The sequence below is a fragment of the Methylibium sp. genome (assembly GCF_965279545.1).
Lineage (GTDB): Bacteria > Pseudomonadota > Gammaproteobacteria > Burkholderiales > Burkholderiaceae_C > Methylibium.
Window position 1 is genome coordinate 3,245,127 of sequence record NZ_OZ257250.1, and the last position, 21,384, is coordinate 3,266,510.

Consider the following 21,384-nt stretch of genomic DNA (forward strand, 5'->3'; position numbering starts at 1 on the left):
GCCCCAGCACCACCCTCACCCCTGCCCTCTCCCGCCCGGCGGGAGAGGGAGCCGCCGCACCGGTCCTCTCCCTCGCCCCGCTGGCGGGGAGAGGGCCGGGGTGAGGGGCCTTGTCGCCGCCTCCGCCGCCATCCACCCCACCCAGAACGAAGGAGCCAATGCCATGACCGACACCCTGATCAAGGTCGACCTGACGAAGTCCCCCACCGAGAACGAGCTGATCCACAACCGCTGGCACCCGGACATCCCGATGGCCTGCTGGGTCAAGCCGGGCGACGACTTCATCCTCGAGACCTTCGACTGGACCGGCGGCTTCATCAAGAACAACGACAGCGCCGACGACGTGCGCGACATCGACCTGACCACGGTGCACTACCTGTCGGGTCCGGTGGGCGTGAAGGGCGCCGAGCCCGGCGACCTGCTGGTGGTGGACCTGCTCGACATCGGCGCCAAGCCCGACAGCCTGTGGGGCTTCAACGGCTTCTTCAGCAAGAAGAACGGCGGCGGCTTCCTGACCGACCACTTCCCGCAGGCGCAGAAGTCGATCTGGGACTTCCACGGCCTGTTCACCAGCTCGCGCCACGTGCCCGGCGTGCAGTTCGCCGGGCTGATCCACCCCGGGCTGATCGGCTGCCTGCCCGACAGGAAGATGCTCGACCTGTGGAACGAGCGCGAGCTCGGCTTCATCGCCACCGACCCCGACCGCGTGCCGCCGCTGGCCGCGCCGCCGTCGGCCGGCACCGCGCACATGGGCAAGCTGACCGGCACCGCGCGCGACAAGGCCGCCGCCGAGGGCGCGCGCACCGTGCCGCCGCGCGAGCACGGCGGCAACTGCGACATCAAGGACCTGTCGCGCGGCTCGAAGATCTACTTCCCGGTCTACGTCGACGGCGCCGGCCTCAGCGTGGGCGACCTGCACTTCAGCCAGGGCGACGGCGAGATCACCTTCTGCGGCGCGATCGAGATGGCCGGCTGGGTGCACATGAAGGTGAGCCTGATCAAGGGCGGCATGGCCAAGTACGGCATCAAGAATCCGATCTTCAAGCCCAGCCCGATCACGCCGCACTACAACGACTACCTCATCTTCGAGGGCATCTCGGTCGACGAATACGGCCAGCAGCATTACCTCGACGTGCACGTGGCCTACCGCCAGGCCTGCCTCAATGCCATCGAGTACCTGAAGAAGTTCGGCTACTCCGGCGCGCAGGCGCACTCCATCCTCGGCACGGCGCCGGTGCAGGGTCACATCAGCGGCGTGGTCGACATCCCGAACGCCTGCGCCACGCTGTGGCTGCCGACGCAGATCTTCGAGTTCGACATCAACCCCAGCGCCGCCGGGCCGGTGAAGTACCTCGACGGCTCGATCGACATGCCGCTGTCGCCGGACCTCTGAGCCGTCACATCACCATGCTCCCTCGCGCTCACTCCCTCTCCCCACCGGGGAGAGGACCAGGGTGAGGGGCCATCGCAGCCAGCGAGCCTCAGCCACCATGCCCACCTACGACTACGCCTGCCCCGCCTGCGGCGGCTTCGACGCCTTCCGCACGCTGGCTGCGCGCAACGATCCGGCGCCCTGCCCCGACTGCAGCCGCGAGTCGCCGCGCGTCTTCGTCGGCGCGCCGCGCCTGGCGCTGATGGCCGGCACGGCCCGCAGCGCGATCGAGACCAACGAGCGCGCCCGCCACGAACCCAGGAGCTCGCGCGACTACCAGCGCCTCGGGCACCCGGCCGGCTGCGGCTGCTGCGCCACACCCACGCGACGCGGCGCCACGGTGACGGCGCCCAACGGCAACAAGGCCTTCCCGAGCAAGCGGCCCTGGATGATCAGCCACTGACACGGTCTGCTACAGCGACCTCGACCGGGGCGCGCAAAATCGCGGCTGGGCCGGCCTGCGATGTCGGGGCCGGCGCACCGACCGCGAGGAGCCCATGCGCAAGACCGTCATCGCCGTTTTCCTGATCGCCAGCGCTGTGCTGGCGCAGGCCGAGGAGCCGTCCAAGGTGAAGCAGGCCGCGTCGTCGGTCGGCGAGGCTGCGTCGACGGCAGCCACCAAGACCGGCGCGGCCGTGGAACGCGGGGCGCGCAAGACCGGCGCCGCCATCGAGCGCGGCGCACACAAGGCCGGCGAGGCCATCGAGACCGGCGCCAAGGCGACCGATCGCGCCGTGCGCAAGGGCGTGCGCAAGACCGGCGAGGTGCTCGAGAGCGGCGGCCAGAAGCTGAAGTCGGCCGCCGGCTCGGCCTCGTCGTCCGACTGATGGACGGCGCAGCACCGGACACGCTCTCGCAACTGCGCGCCGGCCGCCTGGCCGGGCTCGAGCGGCTCGACCTGTCCTGCGGGCTGACGGCATTTCCGCGCGAGATCTTCGCGCTGGCCGAGTCGCTGGAGGTGCTGAACCTCAGCGGCAATGCGCTGCAGTCGCTGCCCGACGACCTGCCCCGGCTGCGCCGCCTGCGCGTGCTGTTCTGCTCGGACAACCGCTTCACCGAACTGCCCGCCGTGCTCGGCCGCTGCGCACGGCTCGACATCGTCGGCTTCAAGGCCAACCGCATCGAGCACGTGCCCGAGGCCGCGCTGGCGCCGTCGCTGCGCTGGCTGATCCTGACCGACAACCGCGTCGAAGCCCTGCCCGACAGCCTGGGCCGCTGCACGCGGATGCAGAAGCTGATGCTGGCCGGCAACCGGCTGCGCGCGCTGCCGGCCACGCTGGCCGACTGCCGCAACCTGGAGCTGCTGCGCGTGTCGGCCAATGCCTTCGAGACGGTGGCCGACGCGCTGCCCGAGCCGCTGCTCGCGCTGCCGCGCCTGAGCTGGCTGGCTCTTGCGGGCAACCCCTACAACGATGCGCACGAAACGCAGACCGCGCAGGCGCAACCCGTCGCGCGCATCCCCTGGTCGGCGCTGCAGCTGCGCGCCCGGCTCGGCGAGGGCGCGTCGGGCGTCATCCACGAGGCGCTGTGGCAGCGCGCCGACGCACCGCCACAGGCCGTGGCCGTGAAGCTGTTCAAGGGCAGCATCACCAGCGACGGCCTGCCGCGCAGCGAGATGGCCGCGTCCATCGCGGCCGGCGCGCACCGCCACATCGTCGGCGTCGAGGGCCGCGTGGGCGAACACCCGGACGGCACGCAGGGCCTGGTGCTGCGCAAGATCCCGCCCGGCTTCACCAACCTCGCCGCGCCGCCCAGCCTGGCGAGCTGCACGCGCGACGTCTATGCCGACGGCACCCGCTTCAGCGCGGCGCGGGCACAGCGCATCGCGCGCGGCATCGCGGCGGCACTGGCGCACCTGCATGCGCGTGGTCTCGCGCACGGCGACCTGTACGCGCACAACATCCTGGTCGACGACGCCGGCGACAGCCTGCTCGGCGACTTCGGCGCGGCGTCCTTCCTGCCGGCCGGTGACGCGGCACGCAGCGACGCGTTGATGCGCATGGACCGGCGCGCGCTGGGCTGGCTGTTCGACGAGCTGGCCGAGCGCTGCGACGATGCGCGAGCGCTGGACTCCGTGCGCGTGGCCGCTCAGGGCCCGGACTCGGAACGGACACCCGTGCGCCGGGGCCCGCCCAGCGGGCACGCCTTTCAGAACTAGCGCGCCAAGGTGACGTGCTTGAGCACCTTGGTGGGTCCGAAGGAATCGCTGAAGCCGTAAGCGTCGATGTCGACCTTGCCGCTGCGGCGGACCTTGACGGTCGCCCAGGCGTAGGTCCGGTCCGTGGCCGGACTCAGGGTGGCCTCGCCGGGTGCTGCGTCGAACGGCGAGCCGCCGGTACCGACCAGCACCTGCCATGCCGCCCCCTTGGGCTGCGCCATGTTGAATTCGTGCTCGTGCCCGCAGAAGTACGTGGCACCGTACTGTTCGATCACGTTCCAGAACGCATCGCGACTCGCAGGGAACTTGTCGAGACCGGACACGCCCGGGTTGGGCGGGGTGTTGGTGCCGAAGTAGTACGTGTAGGCCGGCTTGTGGCCAAACACGAAGAAGTGCTTGGCGCCGCGCCCGGCGGCCGAACCCAGGTCGCTGGCCAGCCAGCCTGTGGGCGCCACATTGTCCTTGCCCACCGGGTCGGTGTTGATCACGGCGAAGTGCGCATCGCCCACGTCGAAGCTGTAGGACAGCTGACTCTGATCGGTGCCGAGGCCGTCGTAGCCGCCATTGTTCTGGACATTGACGTTCGTGGCATCGGTTCCGACGATGGTCTTGAAGCGCGCCGTGTCGATGATCAGGTCGCCCATGTTGGCGCGCCAGGCGTTTTCGTTCTCGACCTGGGCCTTCTTGCCCAGTGGTTTCGACTGGACTTCATGATTGCCGGCCACCGGCACCACGTAGGTGCCGGCTTCCATCAGCGGCGCCACCATGCCGCGCCAGAAGCCGTATTGCCGATAGAAGGCCATCAGATCGGAACCGGTCACGTCGGCCACGCTGTTGCTCGCCGTCGGGCCTGCGAGGCCGTAGCCCATGATCATGTCGCCGTTGAAGAACAACAGCTTGGACTGCTGCGACTCCACCGAACGGATGATGCGAGACAAGGCCTTGGTGTTCTGCAGCCAGATCTTGTCCTGCCCGGACAGCGGCCCCGTCGTCGGATCGAAGGCCACCAGATCCTGGCGCGAGTCACCGACCGTCGAGAACGTCAGAACGACCGGATCCCGCCCCGCGTTTTCGCGTTCTTGCTCATCATGGGCTGCCGCGGCCCATGGCAATGTGGAAACCAGCATGGCAAGCGCATAGACGCGAACGTTGTGACGAAGACCGGTGAACATGGAGCCCCTCCTGCGGAAGACGTTGTTGGATATCGAGTCGATGGCGCGCTCCAAGCGGCACGACAAGCCGGGTTGAAGACCCGCAGATCGTCGGCGCCGCACAAGTCGCCGTGATGACGGCCCGCCCGTCACGGCGGCGCAGGCTCTGCCGCGCGAGGGGCTGCTCAGGCGCCGGGGTGTGCCGCGGCGGCCGGCGGCGCCGCGCGACGGCGCCCGCCCAGCGTGAGCCGCGTCAGCACCAGCGCGCACAGCGCCGCCGCGGCCATACCGGCCACCATCGGCCGGGCCGTGCCGTCGGCGAACAGGCTCATGACGGCGATGACCGCCGCGCCCAGCACCAATTGCAGCGTGCCCATCAGCGCCGACGCGGCACCGGCGATCTCGCCGTGGTCGTCGAGCGCCATCACCGAGGTGGTCGGCACCACCAGGCCCAGGAAGCCGTAGCCGACGAGCATGACGACGATCATCACGTCGAGCCGGTCGATGCCGGCCAGGTTGAAGGCCAGCAGTGCACCCAGCGACAGCGCGAAGCCGAGCACCGCCACCCGCACGATGCTCGCGAGGCCCCAGCGTGCCGTCAGCCGGCCGGCGAACTGCGACACGCCGATGAACGAGGCCGCGTTCACGCTGAACGCCAGGCTGTACTGCCGCGGCGTGAGCCCGTAGTGGCCGATGAACACGAAGGACGAGTTGGCCAGGAAGATGAAGAAGCTGGCCATGCCGAACGCGCCGATCGCCGTGAGCCCGAGAAAGTGGCGGTCGCGCAGCAGCAGCGCAAAGGCGCGCAGCGTGCTCGCCACGTCGCTCTGGGTGCGCTGCGCGGCGGGCCGCGTCTCCTCCAGCGTCAGCGCGACCAGCAGCAGGCCCACCACGCCGATGCCGGTGACGGCCCAGAAGATGGCTCGCCAGCCGGCGGCGTCGATCACGAAGCTGCCGACCAGCGGCGCGAGGATGGGCGACACGCTGAACACCAGCAGCAGCAGCGACATCAAGCGCGTGGCCTCGACGCCGGTGTGCAGGTCGCGCACGATGGCGCGCGGCACCACGATCGGCGCGCCGCCGCCCAGGCCCTGCAGGAAGCGGAAGGCGATCAGCCAGCCGATGTCGGGCGCGAGCGCACAGCCCACGCTGCCGACGACGAACAGCCCGATGCCCACGTACAGCGGCGGCTTGCGGCCGAACATGTCGGACGCCGGGCCGTAGACGAGCTGGCTGATGGCGAAGGACACGAAGAAGGCCATCAGGCTCATCTGCACCGCATGCACGTCGGCGTGCAACGCCACGCCGATGGCCGGCAGCGCGGGCAAATACATGTCGATCGCGAACGGACCGATCGAGGACAGCAGGCCCAGCACCAGGGCCATGCGCAGGAAGTGGGAAGTCATCGAGTCGAGGAGACGCGGGGAAGACCGGCCCGCCCCCGCAGCAAGGATCTCGCCGGGGTGGGTGGACCGAAGCAGGCGTCGATCATCCCCGAATCGAAAGGGCCGCGGGCCTGCGAGGGCAATGGCCAGCGCGAGCATCCGGAACGACCCGCTCCTCGGCCGCCACGACGCCGACGGCACGTCCTTGACATGCGTCAACCAAAAGCTGCATTTTAAATATTGCTTCAATCGGCCAGGCCGGCTAGCATAGGTGTACACAAAATGCATCTTCAAACCGCCACCTCACCGTCCGGAGCCTCCATGTCCTCGACCCCCGCCGCATCCGCCACCCTCGACGTCCGCAGCATCCCGCCGCGCGAGCGCCACCCGCTGATCTTCTCGACCTTCCAGTCGCTGCGACCGGGCGCCACGCTCGAGCTGGTCAACGACCACGACCCGGCGCCGCTGCGGCCGCAGTTCCAGGCCTGCAGCCCGGGGGAATTCGAGTGGAGCTACCTCCAGGCGGGCCCCGTCGTCTGGCGCGTGCAGATCGTCAAGCTGGCACCGCGCGAGCACTGCTGCGGCTCCTGCCACTGAAGCCGGCCCCGGGGAAAACGTCATGAACAAGAACCACCGGCTGTGGCGCTGGCTCGGCCTCGTCTTCATCCTGTCCTTCGGCGCGCTCGGCTACATCGGCTGGCAGATCCACCTGATGGCGCCGCCGATCCCGCAGGCGGTCGCCACCGCCGACGGCGATGTCGTGTTCGGCCCCGGCGCGGTCATGCACGGCCAGCAGGCCTGGCTCAGCGCCGGCGGCCAGCAGCTCGGCACCGTCTGGGGCCACGGCAGCTATGTGGCGCCGGACTGGTCGGCCGACTGGCTGCACCGCGAGGCCCTGGCCTGGCGCGACATCCACGCGCAGCGGCAGTACCGGGTCGGCTATGCCGACCTGTCGGTGGCCGACCGGGCCGCGGTCGACGCGCTGCTGAAGCAGGAGTTCCGCACCAACACCTACGCCGCCGCGGACGGCCGCATCCTCGTGTCGCCCGAACGCGCCCAGGCGATCCGCGCCGTGGCACGCCACTACGAGGCGCTGTTCAGCGACGACGCCTCGCTCGCCCCCCTGCGCGAACAGTACGCGATGACCCCTGGCACCCTGCCCGATGCGCAGGACCGCCAGGCGCTGACGGCGTTCTTCTTCTGGTCGGCCTGGGCCGCCGGCACCGACCGGCCGGGCGAGACCGGCCTGTCGTACACCAGCAACTGGCCGCACGAACCGCTGGTGGGCAACACCATGACCACCGGCAGCGCCATGTGGTCCATCGTCAGCATCGTGCTGCTGCTGGCCGGCGTCGCCGGCATGCTGTGGTACCACGGCGCCGCGAAGCACGAAGAGCCGCTGGCGCCGCTGGCCGCCGACCCGCTGGCCGGCGCCAAGGCCACGCCGTCGATGCTGGCCACGCGCAAGTACTTCTTCGCGGTGGTCGGGCTGATCCTGCTGCAGATCGTCATGGGCGTCGTCAGCGCGCACTACGCGGTGGAGGGCCAGTCCTTCTTCGGCCTGCCGCTGGCCGAACTGCTGCCCTATGTCGTGAGCCGCACCATCCACACCCAGGTCGGCATCTTCTGGATCGCCACCGCCTGGCTCGCCACCGGCCTGTACATCGCGCCGCTGCTGTCGGGCCATGAGCCCAGGCTGCAGAAGCTCGGCGTCGACGTGCTGTTCTGGGCGCTGATCGCCATCGTGGTCGGCTCCACCGTCACCGGCTGGCTCGGCACCCTGCAGCGGCGCGGCAGCGCGTTCGCCTTCTGGATCGGCAACCAGGGCCTGGAATTCACCAGCATGGGCCGCGTGTGGCAGCTGCTGCTGTTCGTCGGGCTGCTGTTCTGGCTGTTCCTGCTCGGCCGTGCGCTGTGGCCGGCGCTGCGGCGCGCCTCCGAAACCCGCGGTCTGATCGCGATGGTGTTCCTGTCGGCGGCCTGCATCGGCGGCTTCTACGCCACCTCGCTGACCTGGGGCCGCACCACGCACTACTCGATGGTCGAGTACTGGCGCTGGTGGTTGGTGCACCTGTGGGTGGAAGGCTTCTTCGAGGTCTTCGCCACCGCCGTCGTCGCGCTGATCTTCACCAAGCTCGGCCTGGTGCGCGCCGCGAACGCGAACCGTGCGATCGTGATGGAGACCATCGTCTTCCTGTTCGGTGGCATCCTCGGCACGCTGCACCACCTGTACTTCACCGGCACGCCGACCTCGGTGATCGCCGTGGGGGCGGTGTTCTCGGCGCTCGAAGTCGTGCCGCTCACGCTGATCGGCCTGGAGGCCCTGCAGACCTGGCGGCGCAGCCGCGCGGCGCCGTGGCTGGCGGCCTACAAGTGGCCGGTGCTGTGCTTCGTCGCGGTGGGCTTCTGGAACACCGTGGGCGCCGGGCTGCTGGGCTTCGCGATCAACCCGCCGGCCTCGCTGTACTACGTGCAGGGCCTGAACATGACGCCGGCCCACGGCCACGCGGCGCTGTTCGGCGTGTACGGCATGCTCGGCATCGGCCTGATGCTGTTCTGCCTGCGCGGGCTGTACGCACACCACCTGCATGCCGACCGCCTGCTGAAGCCGGCATTCTGGAGCCTGAACATCGGCCTGGCGATGATGGTGTTCCTGTCGCTGCTGCCGGCCGGCATCTACCAGGCCTGGGCCAGCGTGACGCAGGGCCTGTGGTACGCCCGCTCGCCGGCGATCGTGCACTCGGGCGTGATGGAAACGCTGGTCTGGCTGCGCGTGCCGGGCGACACGGTATTCGCCGCCGGCGCGGTGCTGCTGGCGGTCTATGCGCTGCGCCTGCTGCGCCGCCCGGCGGGCCTGCCCGAGCGGGCGCGGCTGGCCGCTGCCGCGCGCTCCTGACATCATCGCCCCACCATGAAACTGACCCGCTTCACCGACTACAGCCTGCGCGTGCTGATCTACCTGGCCTCGGAGCCCGACCGCCGCGCGACGATCGCCGAGATCGCCACCGCCTTCCAGGTGAAGGAGAACCACCTGACCAAGGTCGTGCACTTTCTCGGCCAGTCGGGGCTGGTGGCCACGGTGCGCGGCAAGGGCGGCGGCCTGGGCCTGGCGCGCGCACCGGCGCAAGTCGTCGTCGGCGAGGTGGTGCGGCAAACCGAAGGGGCGGCAATGCCGGCGGAATGCTTCGACAAGGCCACCAACACCTGCTCCATCGCGCGCGTCTGCCGCCTGCACGGCGTGCTGAAGGAGGCGACCGATGCCTTCTACGCGGTGCTCGACAAGTACACGCTGGAGGACCTGGTGCACAACCGCGAAGCGCTGTCGCGGGTGCTGTTCATCGGACGCCCCGGCCCCGCGCCGCGCGCCGCGGCCCGCGCGTGATGGCCGCGCCGCTGCGCCTCGACGAGCCGGCAGCAGCAGCCGTGCCGGGCTTCGCCCTGTGGCAGCTCGGCTTTCGGCCGTTCTACCTGCTGGCCAGCGGCTTTGCCGCGCTGTCGGTGCTGCTGTGGTCGCTGCAGTTCAGCGGCTGGCTCGGCCGGCCCTACCTCGCCGGGCCGCTGTGGCATGCCCACGAAATGCTGTTCGGCTACACCCTCGCGGTGGTGGTCGGCTTCCTGTTCACCGCGGCGCGCAACTGGTCCGGCCGGCCCACGCCGACCGGCCCGCCGCTGGCCGCAATGGCCCTGCTGTGGGTGGCCGGGCGCGTGCTGGTGCTCACGCCGTTCGGCTGGACCGCGGCGCTGGTCAACACCGCGTTCCCGCTGACCGCCGCGGCCGGCCTGGCGGTGCCGCTGATCGCGGCGCGCAACCGGCGCAACTACTTCTTCGTCGCGCTGCTGGTGCTGCTGGGTGCGGCACAGTTCGGCATGCACCTCGCCCACCTCGGCGTGATCGAGCTGCCCGGCTGGCTGGGCGTGCAGATCGCGCTGGACGCGGTGCTGGTCATCATGGCCGTGATGGGCGGGCGCGTGATCCCGATGTTCACCAACAGCGGCGTGCCCGGCGCGCAGGCGCGCCGCCACGCGGGCCTGGAGCGCGTGGCGCTCGGCGGCGTGCTGGCGCTGCTGGCGGCCGATGCGCTGGGCCTGCACGGCCCTGCCCTCGCGGCCCTGCTCGGCGGGTGCGCGGCGGCGCACCTGGCGCGCTGCGGGCTGTGGCAGCCTTGGCGCACGCTGCGCACGCCGCTGGTGTGGGTGCTGCACGCGGCCTACCTGTGGATCCCGCTGCACCTAGCGCTGCGGGCGGCGGCCGAGACCGGCTGGATGGCACCGTCGGTCGCGACCCATGCGCTGACGGCCGGCGCGATCGGCGGCCTGACCATCGGCATGATGACGCGCACCGCGCGCGGCCACACCGGCCGGCCGCTGCGTGCCGACGGCCACGACGTCGCCTGCTACCTGTCGATCCTGGCCGCCGCACTGGTACGGGTGCTGGTGCCGCTGGCCCTGCCGGGCGCCACCGTCGAGGCGGTGGTGCTGTCGGCCTGGCTGTGGTCGTGCGGCTTCGGCCTGTACGCGCTGCACTACGCGCCGATGCTGTGGCGCGCGCGTGTGGACGGCCGACCCGGCTGACGAGGGGCTGCGCCGGCGCGGCCGCCGCCCCGCCGGGCGTCACTGGTCGACGATCACCTCGAAGCCGCCGTAGATCATCCGTTGCCCGTCGAACGGCATCGGGTCCATGCCGGCCTTCAGCCGCGGGTCGGCCATGGACTTCTCCATGCCGGCGTCGCGCGCCCTGCGATCGGGCCAGGTGATCCACGAGAAGACCACGGTCTCGTCGTCCTTGCACTTCACGGCCATCGGGAACGAGGTCAGCTTGCCTTGCGGCACATCGTCGCCCCAGCATTCGACGACCTTCAGCGCGCCGTACTCCTTGAACACCGCCGCGGCGCGTTCGGCCACCTGCCGGTACGTTTCACGGTTGGCCGTGGGCACGGCGACCACAAATCCATCGATATAGCTCATCGCGGTTCTCCTTGAGGGATGGCTCGGACATCGAGGCGCGAATTCACCTCACAGGCACGACGAACCGCCGCCCCCGGATTCGACAGCCCCTGACGAACCGTTGCCAACGCGCCGGCGGCCGCCACGCCCGCTGCCAGCATGCACCCACGGGCGTACCCGACACGCGGGTGGCGGCAAGCCGCTTCGGGTGCGGCGATGCCGACCGCCCGAGCGGCGCGTCGAACCGGGCCCGGTTCAGCTCACGGCGGCGACGACGGCGGCAGCAGCCGGTCGAGCTTGTCGTCCACCTCGCCGACATGGGCCGACAGCGTGCGGGTGGACTCGGCGAGCCGGTCCTGCAGCTGCTGCTCCAGGCGCTCGATGCGCGCACCCAGCTCGCGCGTGGCGGCGGCGTTCTGCGCTTCGATCTTGCGCAATTCGGCGTCGAGGAAGAGGCGCAGCTCGGTGAAGCGCGAGGCCTCGGCCGTGTCGGCCAGCTCGCGATGGGCCTTCAGCTCCTTCGCGTAGCGGCGCGCCTCGAAAATGACGCCCGCCTGCTGGAACACGATGTAGACCAGGAACAGCCCGACGAGCACGCCGGTGGCCACCAGCATGATCAGGCCGAGCGGCGCATTCACCGTCGCAACACCCAGGTTCAGCGCGGTCGGTGCAATGAAGGCGGGCCAGTTCAGCAGCGCGAACAGCACCAGCGCGACCACCACCGCCACGATCGCCAATGCGCGCAGGTTCATGGGTGCTCCTCGGGTGTCGGTGGTGCGCCAAAGGCACCGGTCAACGGGATCTGGAACCGACCATACACCCCGCAGGCATCAAGCCCGGCGTCGCGCGCAGTTTCGCGCGAGGAAGCCGTCGGCGGCGTCTTCAGTGTTTCGCGGGACCCGCCGCAATGGAACTCGCGGGCCGGGCGGTGGGGTCGGCAAACGCGCTTCGGGCATGCCCGGGGTAGGCATTCTCCAGCTCGACGATCAGGTCGTCGACCTGCGCGAGGAACTCCTCGCGGCCAGTATGCGGGCAATGCAGGAACAGCTCCGACGAATGTTCGGCCAGTTCCTGCTCGCCCGCCATGCGGGCCCAGCGCCGGACTTCACAGTACAAGAGCAAGGCCAGTCGGCCCAGATCGCCGCTCCTGCGCGCGTACCGGAGGTCTCCGAGAAGATCGTCCAGTCCGAGCAGGTGCAGCGACGAGGCGCTCATGTCGCGCTCTTGCCGGCTCAGCCGCGCTTGGTCTTGCCGGCGGCCTTCACCACCGAGCCCGTCACGGCGGCGTAGTTGGCTTCAGCGGTTTCGGCGGCCTGGCGGCCGGCCTTCTGCAGACCGTCGAATGCGTTGTTCATGGTCGCCAGCGTCGACTTGAACAGCGCGATGCCGTTGCCCGAACCTTCGGGCGCGTTCTTGCCGGCGGTCTCGATCAGGGTGACGAACGAGCTCTGCGCCGCCGCGGCCTGCTCGGCAGCGACCTTCTCGACATCGGCCTTGATGCCGGCGACGATGCCGTACACCTGCTTGCCATAGGCGGTGGCCTTTTCGGCAGCGGTTTGCAGCGGAGCCGCTTGCAGCGCCAGCAGGGCTTGCGGGTCCTTCGCCGACAGCGCGGCCAGCCCGGTTTCGGCGACTTCGCCGAGGCCGGCCTTGACGACCTGCAGGTTGAGCGCGGTGAGCTGCTCGACGCCCTCGAAAGCCTTGGCGGTCAGGCCCATCACGGCTTCGAAGTTGGCCTTGTTGGTGGCGGTGAATTGTTCAGTGTTCAGCATGGGAAGCTCCAGTCGATTGAGGTGAGGGGGGGACACAATTTGCTGCACCGCAGCATGCCTCGATCTTACTGAAAGAATCCGCGAATGGGGTACAGAATTGTTGCGTTGCAGCAATCTAGAGGCGAAATTCTAGAACGGCGCGCCTGCGCGCACCCAGTCATGCCGGCGTCCCGGCGCCGCGGCGTCGCAGCGGGGTCGGCCGCGCGCCGGGCACGCCCGGTCTCACGGCCGGTTCTCCAGCGGGGCAAGCGGCACGAGTTGCCCCAGCAGCGTGGGGATCAGCTCGCTGACGGTGGGGTGGATGTGCACGGCGCGCTGCACCACGCGGTATGAAGCGCCGGCGGCCATCACGTCGAGCAGCGAATGCACGATCTCGTCGCCCTCGATGCACAGCAGCGAAGCGCCGAGGATGCGTTCGGTCTGTGCATCGACCAGCACCTTCATGAAGCCCTGGGTTTCGCCGCGCTCCCTGGCGCGGCCGACGCGGGTCATGGGCAGCACGCCGACCAGCGCCGCGCGGCCGCTCGCGCGCACCTCGGCTTCGCTCAGGCCCACGCGGCCCAGCGGCGGGTCGGTGAACAAGGCGTAGGCGCGGATGCGCTCGCTGGCGCCGCGCTGCTCGCCGTCGATCAGGTTGGCGGCGACGATCTCATAGTCGTTGTAGGACGTGTGCGTGAACGCGCCCCGGCCATTGACATCGCCCAGCGCCCACACACCGGGCACGCTGGTGCGCAATTGATCGTCCACCGTGATGAAGCCGCGTGCGTCGGTGGCGATGCCGGCATGCGCCAGCCCGAGGTCGTCGGTGTTGGGCCGCCGGCCCACCGCAGCCAGCAGGTGGCTGCCGGCGATCTCGTGCGCGGCGCCGGCCGCGGTGCAGTGCACGCGCATGCCCGCGCCGTGCGGCTCGACGCGTGCGCCGGCCACGCCCAGCACGAAGCGCACGCCTTCGCGCTCCAGGATCGCCTGCACCTCGCTCGACACCTCGGCGTCCTCGCGGGCGATCAGCCGGTCGGCAACCTCGAGCACCGTGACCTGTGCGCCGAAGCGCCGGAACATCTGGGCGAACTCCAGGCCGATGTAGCTGCCGCCTGCCACGATCAGGTGTTCGGGCAGCCGGTCCAGCGTCATCATGTCGGTGTTTGTGAGCACGGCAACGCGGTCCAGGCCCGGCCAATCCGGCAGCACGGCGCGACCGCCGACATTGATGAAGATCTTCGGCGCCCGCAGCAAGCGGCCGTCGACCTCGACGGTGTCCGGGCCCGTGAAGCGGGCATGACCGCGCACCAGCTCGAGGCCCGCCGTGCCCTGCAGCCATTGCGTCAGGCCGTCGACGGACTGCGCCACGACGCGGTCCTTGCGCGCCATGACGGCCTTCATGTCGACGCTGACGGCGCCGCCCACGTTCACGCCGTACTCGGCAGCGCGCCGCGCGACATGCGCCGTGCGCGCGCTCGCCACGAGCGTCTTGGTGGGGATGCAGCCGTCGTTGACACAGGTGCCGCCGAAATGCTCGCGCTCGATCAGCACGACCTTCATGCCGGCCTGCACCAGCCGCACCGCGAGGAACGGCCCGGCCTGGCCGCTGCCGATCACGATGGCGTCGTAGTCGCTCATGGTCGCTCCCGTGTTGCGTGTGGTTGCGGGCGGTCGGCTCAGATGTGCTCGACCACGCCCTCGATCGGATCGGTCGGCGCGCGCCAGGGCGAGCGCTCGACCATCCTGCGCGTGTCGGCATAGCCGGCATCGCGGCGCGCCTTGATGCCCGCGGGTGTGAAGTCGATGTCCTTGGTGTGGTCCTCGCCTTCCAGGCGCGGCGCCAGCAGATGGGCCACGTGCATCGTGGTGCCGCAGCCCCATGACGACAATTCCGTCACCGCCGGGTCGGCCTGCTTGCCGGCGGGCAGCAGCTGGGTCAGCTCGCGAATCACGTGGCGCAGCCGGTGGATCTGCTTCTGGCGCGCGATATGGCTGTCGGCGCGGCTGGCGAACTGGATGTCCTTTTGCCGGCCCATCACCTGCCAGATCGATTCCGGCTCCGGTGCGCTCTGGTGCCAGACGTTGACTGCGAAGATCAGCGAATCGCGTCGCGGCCGGTCGTCGAGCACCGCCTCGATCGGGGTGTTGGAGTAGAGGCCGCCGTCCCAGTAGGGCTCGCCGTCGATGCGCACCGCGGGAAAGGCCGGCGGCAGCGCACCCGAGGCCATCACGTGATCGGCGCACAGGGTCTCCTTGCGGTTGTCGAAATACCGCATCGCACCGGTGCGGGCATTGACGGCCCCGACCGTCAGCCGGGTCGGGCCGTCCTGCAGCGCCCCGAAGTCCACCAGCTCGCCCAGCGTGCGGCGCAGCGGCTCGGTGCTGTAGTAGGCGGCCGATTCGATGCCGACGCTGGCCCGCGTGCCGCGCAGCGCCGCCAGATTGGGCTCGAAGAACGCCGGGATGCCGCGCATCACGGTGGTCATGGTGGCCAGCCAGTTCCCCATGCCGAGCCAATCGAGCGGACCGGCGCCACAGGCCGGCTGCTCGACATGGTTCCAGAACGCATTCATCCGCCCGATGCGCTGCTCGCGCGGATTGCCGGCGATCAGCGCGGCGTTGATCGCGCCGATCGATGTGCCGATGACCCAGTCGGGCTCGATGCCGGCATCGTGCAGCGCTTCGTAAACCCCGACCTGATAGGCCCCGAGGGCGCCGCCGCCCTGCAGCACCAGCACCACCTGGCCGGGCAGGCCGGTCTGCAGCGCGGCGCGCGCGCCCTTGGCCTTGCGGGAGGAAGAGCGGGCAATGGTCATGGCAGTTCTCGTCGGGTGGGGATCGCGAAAGCCTCGGGATGACAAGGTAGTCGCGGGCGCGACGCCGCGCTTACATCGCCTGCTCCATCCTGGCCGGCCGTACCCGATGTCGGCTGGCGATGTCGGCTGGCGATGCCGGCGCGATGACGAAGGAGATGATGACGGAGTGGACTCCGCACCCGGCGGGCCGCCCGTTCGGGCGACCCGCCGATTGCAGCGCAATGCGACCTTCGGCTTGACACTTGCTACTTCCCGCAGTCGCCACCCAGCGACACCGAGCCGTCCTTGCACTCGGTGAGGAGGGGTTCGGTGCGCGGCCGGGCCGGCGCCGGTGTGGCCGGAGCCACCGCCGCAACCGCCGCTGCGCCGGGCCCCGCCTCGCCGCGCGCGTAGACGATCTTCTTCGTCCCGAGCTCGCAACGGCCCACCACCTTGCCGGAGGCCGCCGCGTCGGCGTCGACCGTGGTGAGCGTGTAGTGCGTGGCGCCGGCGGCGCGGACCTTCGCGGCGATGCGCTCGCGCAGCGCAGCGCAGCTCTCGGCACCGCCCGCCGCGCCGGTGAAGGCCAGCGCCGCGACCGTTGCGAGAGCGCAGAAAGAAGTCTTCAGCATCGCGTGCCTGCCTTGAACGAACGACGAAAGGAGGGGCAGTCTAGCGTCGGGCCTTGTGACGAAACGTGAGGCGCTCCGCGCCCACCGCAGCGCAACCAGCGCGGCGCGAACCCGGCCGCCGCGCAGTACCCTGCGGCGATGGACTCCCTGATCGCCGCCGCGGCGCGCGCCCTCGTGGCCGGCGACGCACTCGGCGCCCTCAAGCGCGTGGCCCTGCGCGACGATCCGCCGGCGCTGGCGCTGCGCGGCATTGCGATGGCGCAGCTCGGCGAGCACCCGCGCGCCCGCGAGCTGCTGAAGCGCGCCGCCCGCCGCTTCGGCGCCCACGAGGAGCTGGCCCGCGCACGCTGCGTGGTGGCCGAGGCCGAGGTGGCCCTCGCGATGCGCGACCTGCGCGGCTCGCCCGGCACGCTGGCGGCCGCGTCGGCCTCGCTCGAGGCGCGCGGCGACCACGCCAATGCGCTGCAGGCGCGGCTGATCGCGGTGCGCCGGCTGCTGCTGCTCGGCCGGCTGCAGGAAGCTGCCGCTGAACTGGACCGCCTCGACACCCGCGGCGGCCTGCCCCCGGCGCTGCTGGCGGTGGCCGAGCTGGCCACCGCCGAACTGGCGTGGCGCTCACTGCACACCGCGCCGGCGCAGGCGGCACTGGCCCGCGCCCACGCGGCGGCCGAGCGCGCCGGCGTGCCGGCGTTGCAGGCCGAGGTGGCCGAGGCGCGCGCCGCGCTCGAACGCCCCGCCGCGCGGCGCCTCCTGCACGCGGGCCAGGAGCAGCCGCAGCGCCTGGCCGAAGTGGAAGCGCTGCTCGCCTCCGGCGCGCTGGTGGTCGACGCCTGCCGCCGCGGCCTGCAGGCCGGCAGCACCTGGCTGCCGCTGGCGCGCCGGCCGCTGCTGTTTGCGCTGGCGCGCGCGCTGGCCGAGGCCTGGCCCGGCGACGCCGACCGCAACGCGCTGATCGCCCACGCCTTCCGCACCCGCCGCCCCGACGAGACGCACCGCGCCCGCCTGCGCGTGGAGATCGGCCGCCTGCGGGCGCTGGCTGCACCGCTGGCGCGCATCGAAGCCACCGACCGCGGCTTCGCGCTCGTGCCGCGGACCGATGAAGAAGAAAGCGATGCCGTCGTGGTGGTGGTGCTGGTGCCACCGCTCGACGGCGACCGAGCCTCGCTGCTGGCGCTGCTGGCCGACGGCGCCGCGTGGTCCACCTCGGCCCTCGCGCTGGCGCTGGGCGCGAGCCAGCGCACCGTGCAGCGCGCGCTGGTGGAGCTGGAGGCGGCGGGCCGCGTGCGCGCCATCGGGCGGGCCCGCGCGCAGCGCTGGCTGGCGCCGCCGCTGGCCGGATTCACGACGAACTTGTTACTCCGTGCCGCGCTGCCGCTCACGTAGATTGGGTTCCACGGCGCCACCATTCCTCAGCGCGCCCATGAAAGGAAAGGAACCCGACGATGAGCACCATCCAAGACACAGCCCGCAAGACGACGGCGCAAGACAAGGCACCACCGGCACGCGCGGCCGAGATCGTGCGCGAGTACGGCCCCTTCGACGGCGCCGAGCGCATCCACGGCGTGACGCACGACGGCCAGCGCGTGTGGGCCGCCACCGGCGCGCGGCTGGTGGCCTTCGACCCCGCGAGCGGCGAGACCACGCGCACGCTGGCCTGCGCCGCCGACGCCGGCACCGCCTTCGACGGCAAGCACCTGTACCAGATCGCCGAGGCGCGCATCGACAAGATCGACCCGGCCACCGGCCGGGTGGTGGCGTCCATCCCCGCCCCCGGCGAGGGCCGCGACTCGGGGCTCACCTGGGCCGAGGGCAGCCTGTGGGTGGGGCAGTACCTGGACCGCAAGATCCACCAGATCGACCCCGCCACCGGCAAGATCCTGCGCACCATCGAATCCAACCGCCACGTGACCGGCGTGACCTGGGTCGACGGCGACCTGTGGCACGGCACCTGGGAAGGCGACGAGAGCGAACTGCGCCGCATCGACCCGGCGAACGGCGACGTGCTGGAGCGGCTGGCGATGCCCAGCGGCACCGGCGTGAGCGGTCTGGAGTCGGACGGGGCCGGGCTGCTGTATTGCGGCGGGGGGGCGAGTGGGAAAGTGAGGGCGGTGAGGAGGCCGGGGCGGGTGCGCGCCTGAGTTGGCAGGTTTCCGCGCTCAACGACCGATGCGGTCGGTGCTCAATCGCGGTCTTCGCCGTCCAGCGCGTGCCCTTGCATGGCCTGGCTCACGGCGGCTTCGATGGCGTCCAGCACGTGCGGCTGCACCCTGTCTGCATAGCGCTTGCGCCGGTTGCTGGAGAGCGTGCCGCCGTTCTGGAAGGTCGTCACGATCAAGGCGGCCAGATCGCTGCCGCGCAGGTCGTGGCGCTCGTTGATGTAGCGCTTGACGCGGTCGAACAGCGCAAGGAACTCCACCTCCTGGCGCATGTGCGTGTCCAGCGAGGCTTTTGCCATGGCCAGGGTGAAGGTGACGGACTCGGTGAGGTCCATGGTGCGAAACCAGGTGTCGGCCTCCGGCGCCCATGCGTAGGTGTAGTGCTCATCGCCGGCCCACGTCACCTGGCAGAGTTCGCGTGCGGGCCGGCTGAACGCCGTCAGCGCCTGCAGGTACTCGGCCTCGTGCTTCTTCATCGCCACCGAAATGGGCAGCAGGAACTGCGGTGGCAAGCGCCCGGACTGGCCCAGGCAGTGGTGGATCAGGAAGCGCGACAAGCGCCCGTTGCCATCCATGAAGGGGTGGATGAACACGAAGGCGAATGACACCACGGCCGCGTGCACCAGGGCGTCCAGTACGGCGGGACGCTGGTTGGCCAGGCGCATCAGGCCGTTCATCAGGTCAACGGCGAGCTCGGGCGCAGGGGGCACGTAGGTCACCCCCGCTGCGCCCGGCACATCCCTTTGCAGGCGGTTCTGTTCGGTTCGGAACTGCACGGCCTGGTCGAAGGGGTTGGAGATCGCCGCGTTCTGCAACTCCACCAGCAGGTCTTCGGTCAGGGGGCGTCGCTCGTGGGCCCGGCGCAGCAACGCGGCGAACATGGCTGCCTTGTCTTGCGAGGGAGCTTCGCCCTCGATGGCGAAAGAGCCCTCGGTTTCGCTGAGATAGGCCCAGTTCAGCGCGCGTTCGAGCATGGCCGCGCCCACCTCGTGGGCGAAGACCTGGGCCTGCTCCAGGATGTCTTGCCCGATCAGCGCCACCAAGGCCGGCGTCTTGCGCACCACCGGGCAGAAGCCCAGTTCACCCAGGCCATTGAACTCGATGCGCCAGCGGGCATCGCGCTGTACCTGCCCCACGAAATGCCGCTCGGGGTCGAACAGGGGCGCATAGGCCGAGGCCACGCGCGGGTCGTCGAGGCCCGGCAGTCGCCGCTGGTGCAGGCGTTCCCACAGGTGCCCCAGCTTGCGGCCGTAGAGGCTGTTAGGGGTGCCCTGCACCCACGCCACCAGTTCCGCCGGCGGGATGCGGCGCAAGGCGCTGAGCAGCAACCCCAGCCTCACGCCCTCATGCTTGATGGCGAACAGGGCGTGGTGCAGGAGCGTTGGCTCCGGCGCCAGCTTGTGCGGCACGAGCAGGCTGCCGTCTTCCAGATGCGCGATGCGGCTGACCGGGGCCAGGCGGGCGCGCTCCCGGCCCAGGAAATCCGGGGCGCCCACGGCGTTCTGGATCCAGGCGTAGCCGATGTCGCTCATGTCATGGCGGCGTGGTGAGAGGCGGAAAAATCTTCAGGGCGAAGAATTATTGCCAGATCATCAGATTATCTCAACTTTTTCTTCAGAACTTGACAGCTGCGTCCCAGGGGCCCCGCCCCACGGAAAAATCTTCAGCCATCCGCTTTTTTGCCAAAGGCCGCGTGAACGGGAGCTTTTTCTTCAGCGAGGAGATGAGGGCTCCCGATCGTCGACGTTCAGGTCGCCTTCCTTTGAAGGCTTGCCCAGCCCGATGAGGTTGCTAAAGGCTGAGGTCACTTTCGACTCCGATGATCCAGACCTTGGGGCTCACCTGGGCCGAGGGCAGCCTGTTGGTGGGGCAGTACCTGGACCGCAAGATCCAACTGCGCCGCATCGACCCGGCCAGCGGCGACGTGCTGGAGCGGCTGGAGATGCCCGCCGGCACCGGCGTGAGCGGGCTGGAGTCCGACGGGGCCAGGCTGCTGTATTGCGGCTGGAGGCGAGTGGGAAGGTGCGGGCGGTGAGGAGGCCGAGGCGGGTGGACGCCTGAAGGGGCGCGTCGGCGAGGCCACGCCCGGAGGACGGAGGCGTGGGCGGGGACGCACTGGCGCAGCTGAACGTACGATGGCAAGAAACAGGGAGATCCATGTCCGCCCGACCCGCCACTCAAGTCGAAGCTCACGTCGCCGTTCTGGTGGATTGCGACAACACGAGCCCAGAGATCCTCGAACACGCCCTCCGGGTCGTCGCACAGTTCGGCCGCGTCGTGCTCCGCCGCGGCTACGGCAACCACGCCACCTTGGCCAACAAGTGGCAGGAGGCGCTGGTCCGCCTGGCCTTCACGCCCTGCCTGCAGTACCAATATGCCTCGGGCAAGAACACTTCCGACATTGCCCTCGCCCTGGATGCCGTGGAGGCGCTGTTCGACAACCGGGCCGACACCTTCTGCCTGGTCACCAGCGACTCCGACTTCGCCTACCTTTGCCGCAAGTTGCACGAACGCGGCGCCACGGTGCACATCGTCGGCGAAGCGAAGACTCCGGACGCGCTACGCAACGCCAGCGACCAGTTCTTTGAGTGGGTGAAGCCCACCGGCACGCCCGAACCAGCCCCCAATGGCGCGGCACCGGCGCAAAAGCATGCCGACACCAAGCCGGCAGCGCCCAAGCCCGACGCCACCAAGCCTGCGCCGAAGCGCCGGCCGCTGATGGTGGTGGAAGCCGTCAAGCTGATGGCGGCCGACACTGCCGAGGGCAAGGTTCACCTCGGACCCCTTGGGCAATACCTCAAACGCACCGACCCGGCGTTCTCGCCACAGACCTACGGCCACTCCGGCCTGCTGGATATGCTGCGGACCTACGACCTGTTGACCGTGCAGCAGGAAGCCGGCAACTACTGGACCGTAAGACTGGCGCCGCAGACAGAGGCCGCCGCGGCTACCAACTCAAGTGCATTGAACACCGACTGAC

22 protein-coding genes are annotated in these 21,384 nt (G+C 70.2%); 12 read left to right on the top strand and 10 right to left on the bottom strand.

From position 1 onward, the window contains the following. Positions 1-163: 163 nt before the first annotated feature. The 4 genes from fmdA (at position 164) to ACQY9S_RS15265 (ending at position 3,590) form a co-directional block, all read left to right on the top strand. Positions 164-1,393: a formamidase gene (fmdA, locus tag ACQY9S_RS15250; protein ID WP_428420712.1), complete on the top strand. Its 1,230-nt coding sequence runs from the start codon at positions 164-166 to the stop codon at positions 1,391-1,393. A gap of 97 nt (positions 1,394-1,490) precedes the next feature. Further along, positions 1,491-1,835, top strand: coding sequence for an FmdB family zinc ribbon protein (locus ACQY9S_RS15255; protein WP_428420713.1), 345 nt, complete (start codon positions 1,491-1,493; stop codon positions 1,833-1,835). A 94-nt stretch (positions 1,836-1,929) separates the two neighbouring features. Then, on the top strand, positions 1,930-2,259 hold the full coding sequence (locus ACQY9S_RS15260) for a hypothetical protein (protein WP_428420714.1): 330 nt from the start codon (positions 1,930-1,932) through the stop codon (positions 2,257-2,259). Next, positions 2,259-3,590 carry a leucine-rich repeat-containing protein kinase family protein gene (locus tag ACQY9S_RS15265; RefSeq protein ID WP_428420716.1) on the top strand — a complete coding sequence of 444 codons (1,332 nt, stop codon included), beginning with the start codon at positions 2,259-2,261 and terminating at the stop codon, positions 3,588-3,590. Before ACQY9S_RS15260 ends, ACQY9S_RS15265 begins: the two co-directional genes overlap by 1 nt. Here ACQY9S_RS15265 and ACQY9S_RS15270 read toward each other — a convergent pair. Further along, positions 3,587-4,762, bottom strand: coding sequence for a metallophosphoesterase family protein (locus ACQY9S_RS15270; protein ID WP_428420717.1), 1,176 nt, complete (start codon positions 4,760-4,762; stop codon positions 3,587-3,589). The genes ACQY9S_RS15265 and ACQY9S_RS15270 overlap by 4 nt on opposite strands. Positions 4,763-4,926: 164 nt before the next feature. Further along, positions 4,927-6,147: a multidrug effflux MFS transporter gene (locus ACQY9S_RS15275; protein WP_428420719.1), complete on the bottom strand. Its 1,221-nt coding sequence runs from the start codon at positions 6,145-6,147 to the stop codon at positions 4,927-4,929. A 300-nt stretch (positions 6,148-6,447) separates the two neighbouring features. Between ACQY9S_RS15275 and ACQY9S_RS15280 the strand changes: the two genes are divergently transcribed. From ACQY9S_RS15280 to ACQY9S_RS15295, 4 genes are read left to right on the top strand one after another with little or no spacing between them, the layout of a single operon-like run. Next, a complete protein-coding gene (locus ACQY9S_RS15280; protein WP_428420720.1) occupies positions 6,448-6,723 on the top strand; it encodes a DUF2249 domain-containing protein in 276 nt (91 codons plus the stop codon). Positions 6,724-6,745: 22 nt separating this feature from the next. Next, the gene (locus ACQY9S_RS15285; protein ID WP_428420722.1) at positions 6,746-9,022 is read left to right on the top strand and encodes a nitric-oxide reductase large subunit; all 2,277 of its coding nucleotides are present in this window, start codon (positions 6,746-6,748) and stop codon (positions 9,020-9,022) included. 15 nt (positions 9,023-9,037) lie between these two features. Next, entirely contained in the window at positions 9,038-9,508 is a 471-nt protein-coding gene (locus tag ACQY9S_RS15290; RefSeq protein ID WP_428420724.1) for an RrF2 family transcriptional regulator, read from the top strand. Further along, entirely contained in the window at positions 9,508-10,698 is a 1,191-nt protein-coding gene (locus tag ACQY9S_RS15295; protein ID WP_428420726.1) for an NnrS family protein, read from the top strand. Before ACQY9S_RS15290 ends, ACQY9S_RS15295 begins: the two co-directional genes overlap by 1 nt. A gap of 39 nt (positions 10,699-10,737) precedes the next feature. On the opposite strand, the gene ACQY9S_RS15300 is transcribed toward ACQY9S_RS15295, so the two are convergent. From ACQY9S_RS15300 to ACQY9S_RS15330, 7 genes are all read right to left on the bottom strand, one after another. Then, positions 10,738-11,091 carry a DUF1428 domain-containing protein gene (locus ACQY9S_RS15300; RefSeq protein ID WP_428420727.1) on the bottom strand — a complete coding sequence of 118 codons (354 nt, stop codon included), beginning with the start codon at positions 11,089-11,091 and terminating at the stop codon, positions 10,738-10,740. A gap of 239 nt (positions 11,092-11,330) precedes the next feature. Further along, on the bottom strand, positions 11,331-11,822 hold the full coding sequence (locus ACQY9S_RS15305) for a LapA family protein (RefSeq protein WP_428420728.1): 492 nt from the start codon (positions 11,820-11,822) through the stop codon (positions 11,331-11,333). Positions 11,823-11,952: 130 nt separating this feature from the next. Continuing rightward, positions 11,953-12,285, bottom strand: a complete 333-nt coding sequence (locus tag ACQY9S_RS15310; RefSeq protein WP_428420730.1) for a hypothetical protein — start codon at positions 12,283-12,285, stop codon at positions 11,953-11,955. 17 nt (positions 12,286-12,302) lie between these two features. After that, positions 12,303-12,842, bottom strand: a complete 540-nt coding sequence (gene phaP / locus ACQY9S_RS15315) for a TIGR01841 family phasin (protein ID WP_428420731.1) — start codon at positions 12,840-12,842, stop codon at positions 12,303-12,305. 222 nt (positions 12,843-13,064) lie between these two features. Beyond that, positions 13,065-14,459: an FAD-containing oxidoreductase gene (locus ACQY9S_RS15320; RefSeq protein WP_428420733.1), complete on the bottom strand. Its 1,395-nt coding sequence runs from the start codon at positions 14,457-14,459 to the stop codon at positions 13,065-13,067. 38 nt (positions 14,460-14,497) lie between these two features. After that, entirely contained in the window at positions 14,498-15,637 is a 1,140-nt protein-coding gene (locus ACQY9S_RS15325; RefSeq protein ID WP_428420734.1) for a patatin-like phospholipase family protein, read from the bottom strand. A 245-nt stretch (positions 15,638-15,882) separates the two neighbouring features. Beyond that, complete coding sequence (locus tag ACQY9S_RS15330) at positions 15,883-16,248, bottom strand: DUF1161 domain-containing protein (RefSeq protein WP_428420736.1); 366 nt, start codon at positions 16,246-16,248, stop codon at positions 15,883-15,885. Between the two features lie 138 nt (positions 16,249-16,386). Here ACQY9S_RS15330 and ACQY9S_RS15335 point away from each other — a divergent pair, with 138 nt between their 5' ends. Beyond that, positions 16,387-17,631: a helix-turn-helix domain-containing protein gene (locus ACQY9S_RS15335; RefSeq protein ID WP_428420738.1), complete on the top strand. Its 1,245-nt coding sequence runs from the start codon at positions 16,387-16,389 to the stop codon at positions 17,629-17,631. Positions 17,632-17,690: 59 nt separating this feature from the next. Continuing rightward, positions 17,691-18,386, top strand: coding sequence for a hypothetical protein (locus ACQY9S_RS15340; protein ID WP_428420739.1), 696 nt, complete (start codon positions 17,691-17,693; stop codon positions 18,384-18,386). Between the two features lie 41 nt (positions 18,387-18,427). On the opposite strand, the gene ACQY9S_RS15345 is transcribed toward ACQY9S_RS15340, so the two are convergent. Further along, on the bottom strand, positions 18,428-19,936 hold the full coding sequence (locus tag ACQY9S_RS15345; protein WP_428420741.1) for a Fic family protein: 1,509 nt from the start codon (positions 19,934-19,936) through the stop codon (positions 18,428-18,430). Positions 19,937-20,223: 287 nt separating this feature from the next. Here ACQY9S_RS15345 and ACQY9S_RS15350 point away from each other — a divergent pair, with 287 nt between their 5' ends. Both ACQY9S_RS15350 and ACQY9S_RS15355 read left to right on the top strand, forming a co-directional pair. After that, positions 20,224-20,439 (top strand): hypothetical protein, encoded by a 216-nt coding sequence (locus tag ACQY9S_RS15350; protein WP_428420743.1) that lies wholly within the window; start codon positions 20,224-20,226, stop codon positions 20,437-20,439. Between the two features lie 122 nt (positions 20,440-20,561). Continuing rightward, complete coding sequence (locus tag ACQY9S_RS15355; protein ID WP_428420745.1) at positions 20,562-21,383, top strand: NYN domain-containing protein; 822 nt, start codon at positions 20,562-20,564, stop codon at positions 21,381-21,383. Position 21,384: the final 1 nt, after the last annotated feature.

What these genes read in the sequence shown, in the direction of transcription:
- fmdA (WP_428420712.1), top strand. Translation starts at nt 164, where the DNA reads ATGACCGACACCCTGATCAAGGTCGACCTGACGAAGTCCCCCACCGAG.
- ACQY9S_RS15255 (WP_428420713.1), top strand. Translation starts at nt 1,491, where the DNA reads ATGCCCACCTACGACTACGCCTGCCCCGCCTGCGGCGGCTTCGACGCC.
- ACQY9S_RS15260 (WP_428420714.1), top strand. Translation starts at nt 1,930, where the DNA reads ATGCGCAAGACCGTCATCGCCGTTTTCCTGATCGCCAGCGCTGTGCTG.
- ACQY9S_RS15265 (WP_428420716.1), top strand. Translation starts at nt 2,259, where the DNA reads ATGGACGGCGCAGCACCGGACACGCTCTCGCAACTGCGCGCCGGCCGC.
- ACQY9S_RS15270 (WP_428420717.1), bottom strand. Translation starts at nt 4,762, where the DNA reads ATGTTCACCGGTCTTCGTCACAACGTTCGCGTCTATGCGCTTGCCATG.
- ACQY9S_RS15275 (WP_428420719.1), bottom strand. Translation starts at nt 6,147, where the DNA reads ATGACTTCCCACTTCCTGCGCATGGCCCTGGTGCTGGGCCTGCTGTCC.
- ACQY9S_RS15280 (WP_428420720.1), top strand. Translation starts at nt 6,448, where the DNA reads ATGTCCTCGACCCCCGCCGCATCCGCCACCCTCGACGTCCGCAGCATC.
- ACQY9S_RS15285 (WP_428420722.1), top strand. Translation starts at nt 6,746, where the DNA reads ATGAACAAGAACCACCGGCTGTGGCGCTGGCTCGGCCTCGTCTTCATC.
- ACQY9S_RS15290 (WP_428420724.1), top strand. Translation starts at nt 9,038, where the DNA reads ATGAAACTGACCCGCTTCACCGACTACAGCCTGCGCGTGCTGATCTAC.
- ACQY9S_RS15295 (WP_428420726.1), top strand. Translation starts at nt 9,508, where the DNA reads ATGGCCGCGCCGCTGCGCCTCGACGAGCCGGCAGCAGCAGCCGTGCCG.
- ACQY9S_RS15300 (WP_428420727.1), bottom strand. Translation starts at nt 11,091, where the DNA reads ATGAGCTATATCGATGGATTTGTGGTCGCCGTGCCCACGGCCAACCGT.
- ACQY9S_RS15305 (WP_428420728.1), bottom strand. Translation starts at nt 11,822, where the DNA reads ATGAACCTGCGCGCATTGGCGATCGTGGCGGTGGTGGTCGCGCTGGTG.
- ACQY9S_RS15310 (WP_428420730.1), bottom strand. Translation starts at nt 12,285, where the DNA reads ATGAGCGCCTCGTCGCTGCACCTGCTCGGACTGGACGATCTTCTCGGA.
- phaP (WP_428420731.1), bottom strand. Translation starts at nt 12,842, where the DNA reads ATGCTGAACACTGAACAATTCACCGCCACCAACAAGGCCAACTTCGAA.
- ACQY9S_RS15320 (WP_428420733.1), bottom strand. Translation starts at nt 14,459, where the DNA reads ATGAGCGACTACGACGCCATCGTGATCGGCAGCGGCCAGGCCGGGCCG.
- ACQY9S_RS15325 (WP_428420734.1), bottom strand. Translation starts at nt 15,637, where the DNA reads ATGACCATTGCCCGCTCTTCCTCCCGCAAGGCCAAGGGCGCGCGCGCC.
- ACQY9S_RS15330 (WP_428420736.1), bottom strand. Translation starts at nt 16,248, where the DNA reads ATGCTGAAGACTTCTTTCTGCGCTCTCGCAACGGTCGCGGCGCTGGCC.
- ACQY9S_RS15335 (WP_428420738.1), top strand. Translation starts at nt 16,387, where the DNA reads ATGGACTCCCTGATCGCCGCCGCGGCGCGCGCCCTCGTGGCCGGCGAC.
- ACQY9S_RS15340 (WP_428420739.1), top strand. Translation starts at nt 17,691, where the DNA reads ATGAGCACCATCCAAGACACAGCCCGCAAGACGACGGCGCAAGACAAG.
- ACQY9S_RS15345 (WP_428420741.1), bottom strand. Translation starts at nt 19,936, where the DNA reads ATGAGCGACATCGGCTACGCCTGGATCCAGAACGCCGTGGGCGCCCCG.
- ACQY9S_RS15350 (WP_428420743.1), top strand. Translation starts at nt 20,224, where the DNA reads ATGATCCAGACCTTGGGGCTCACCTGGGCCGAGGGCAGCCTGTTGGTG.
- ACQY9S_RS15355 (WP_428420745.1), top strand. Translation starts at nt 20,562, where the DNA reads ATGTCCGCCCGACCCGCCACTCAAGTCGAAGCTCACGTCGCCGTTCTG.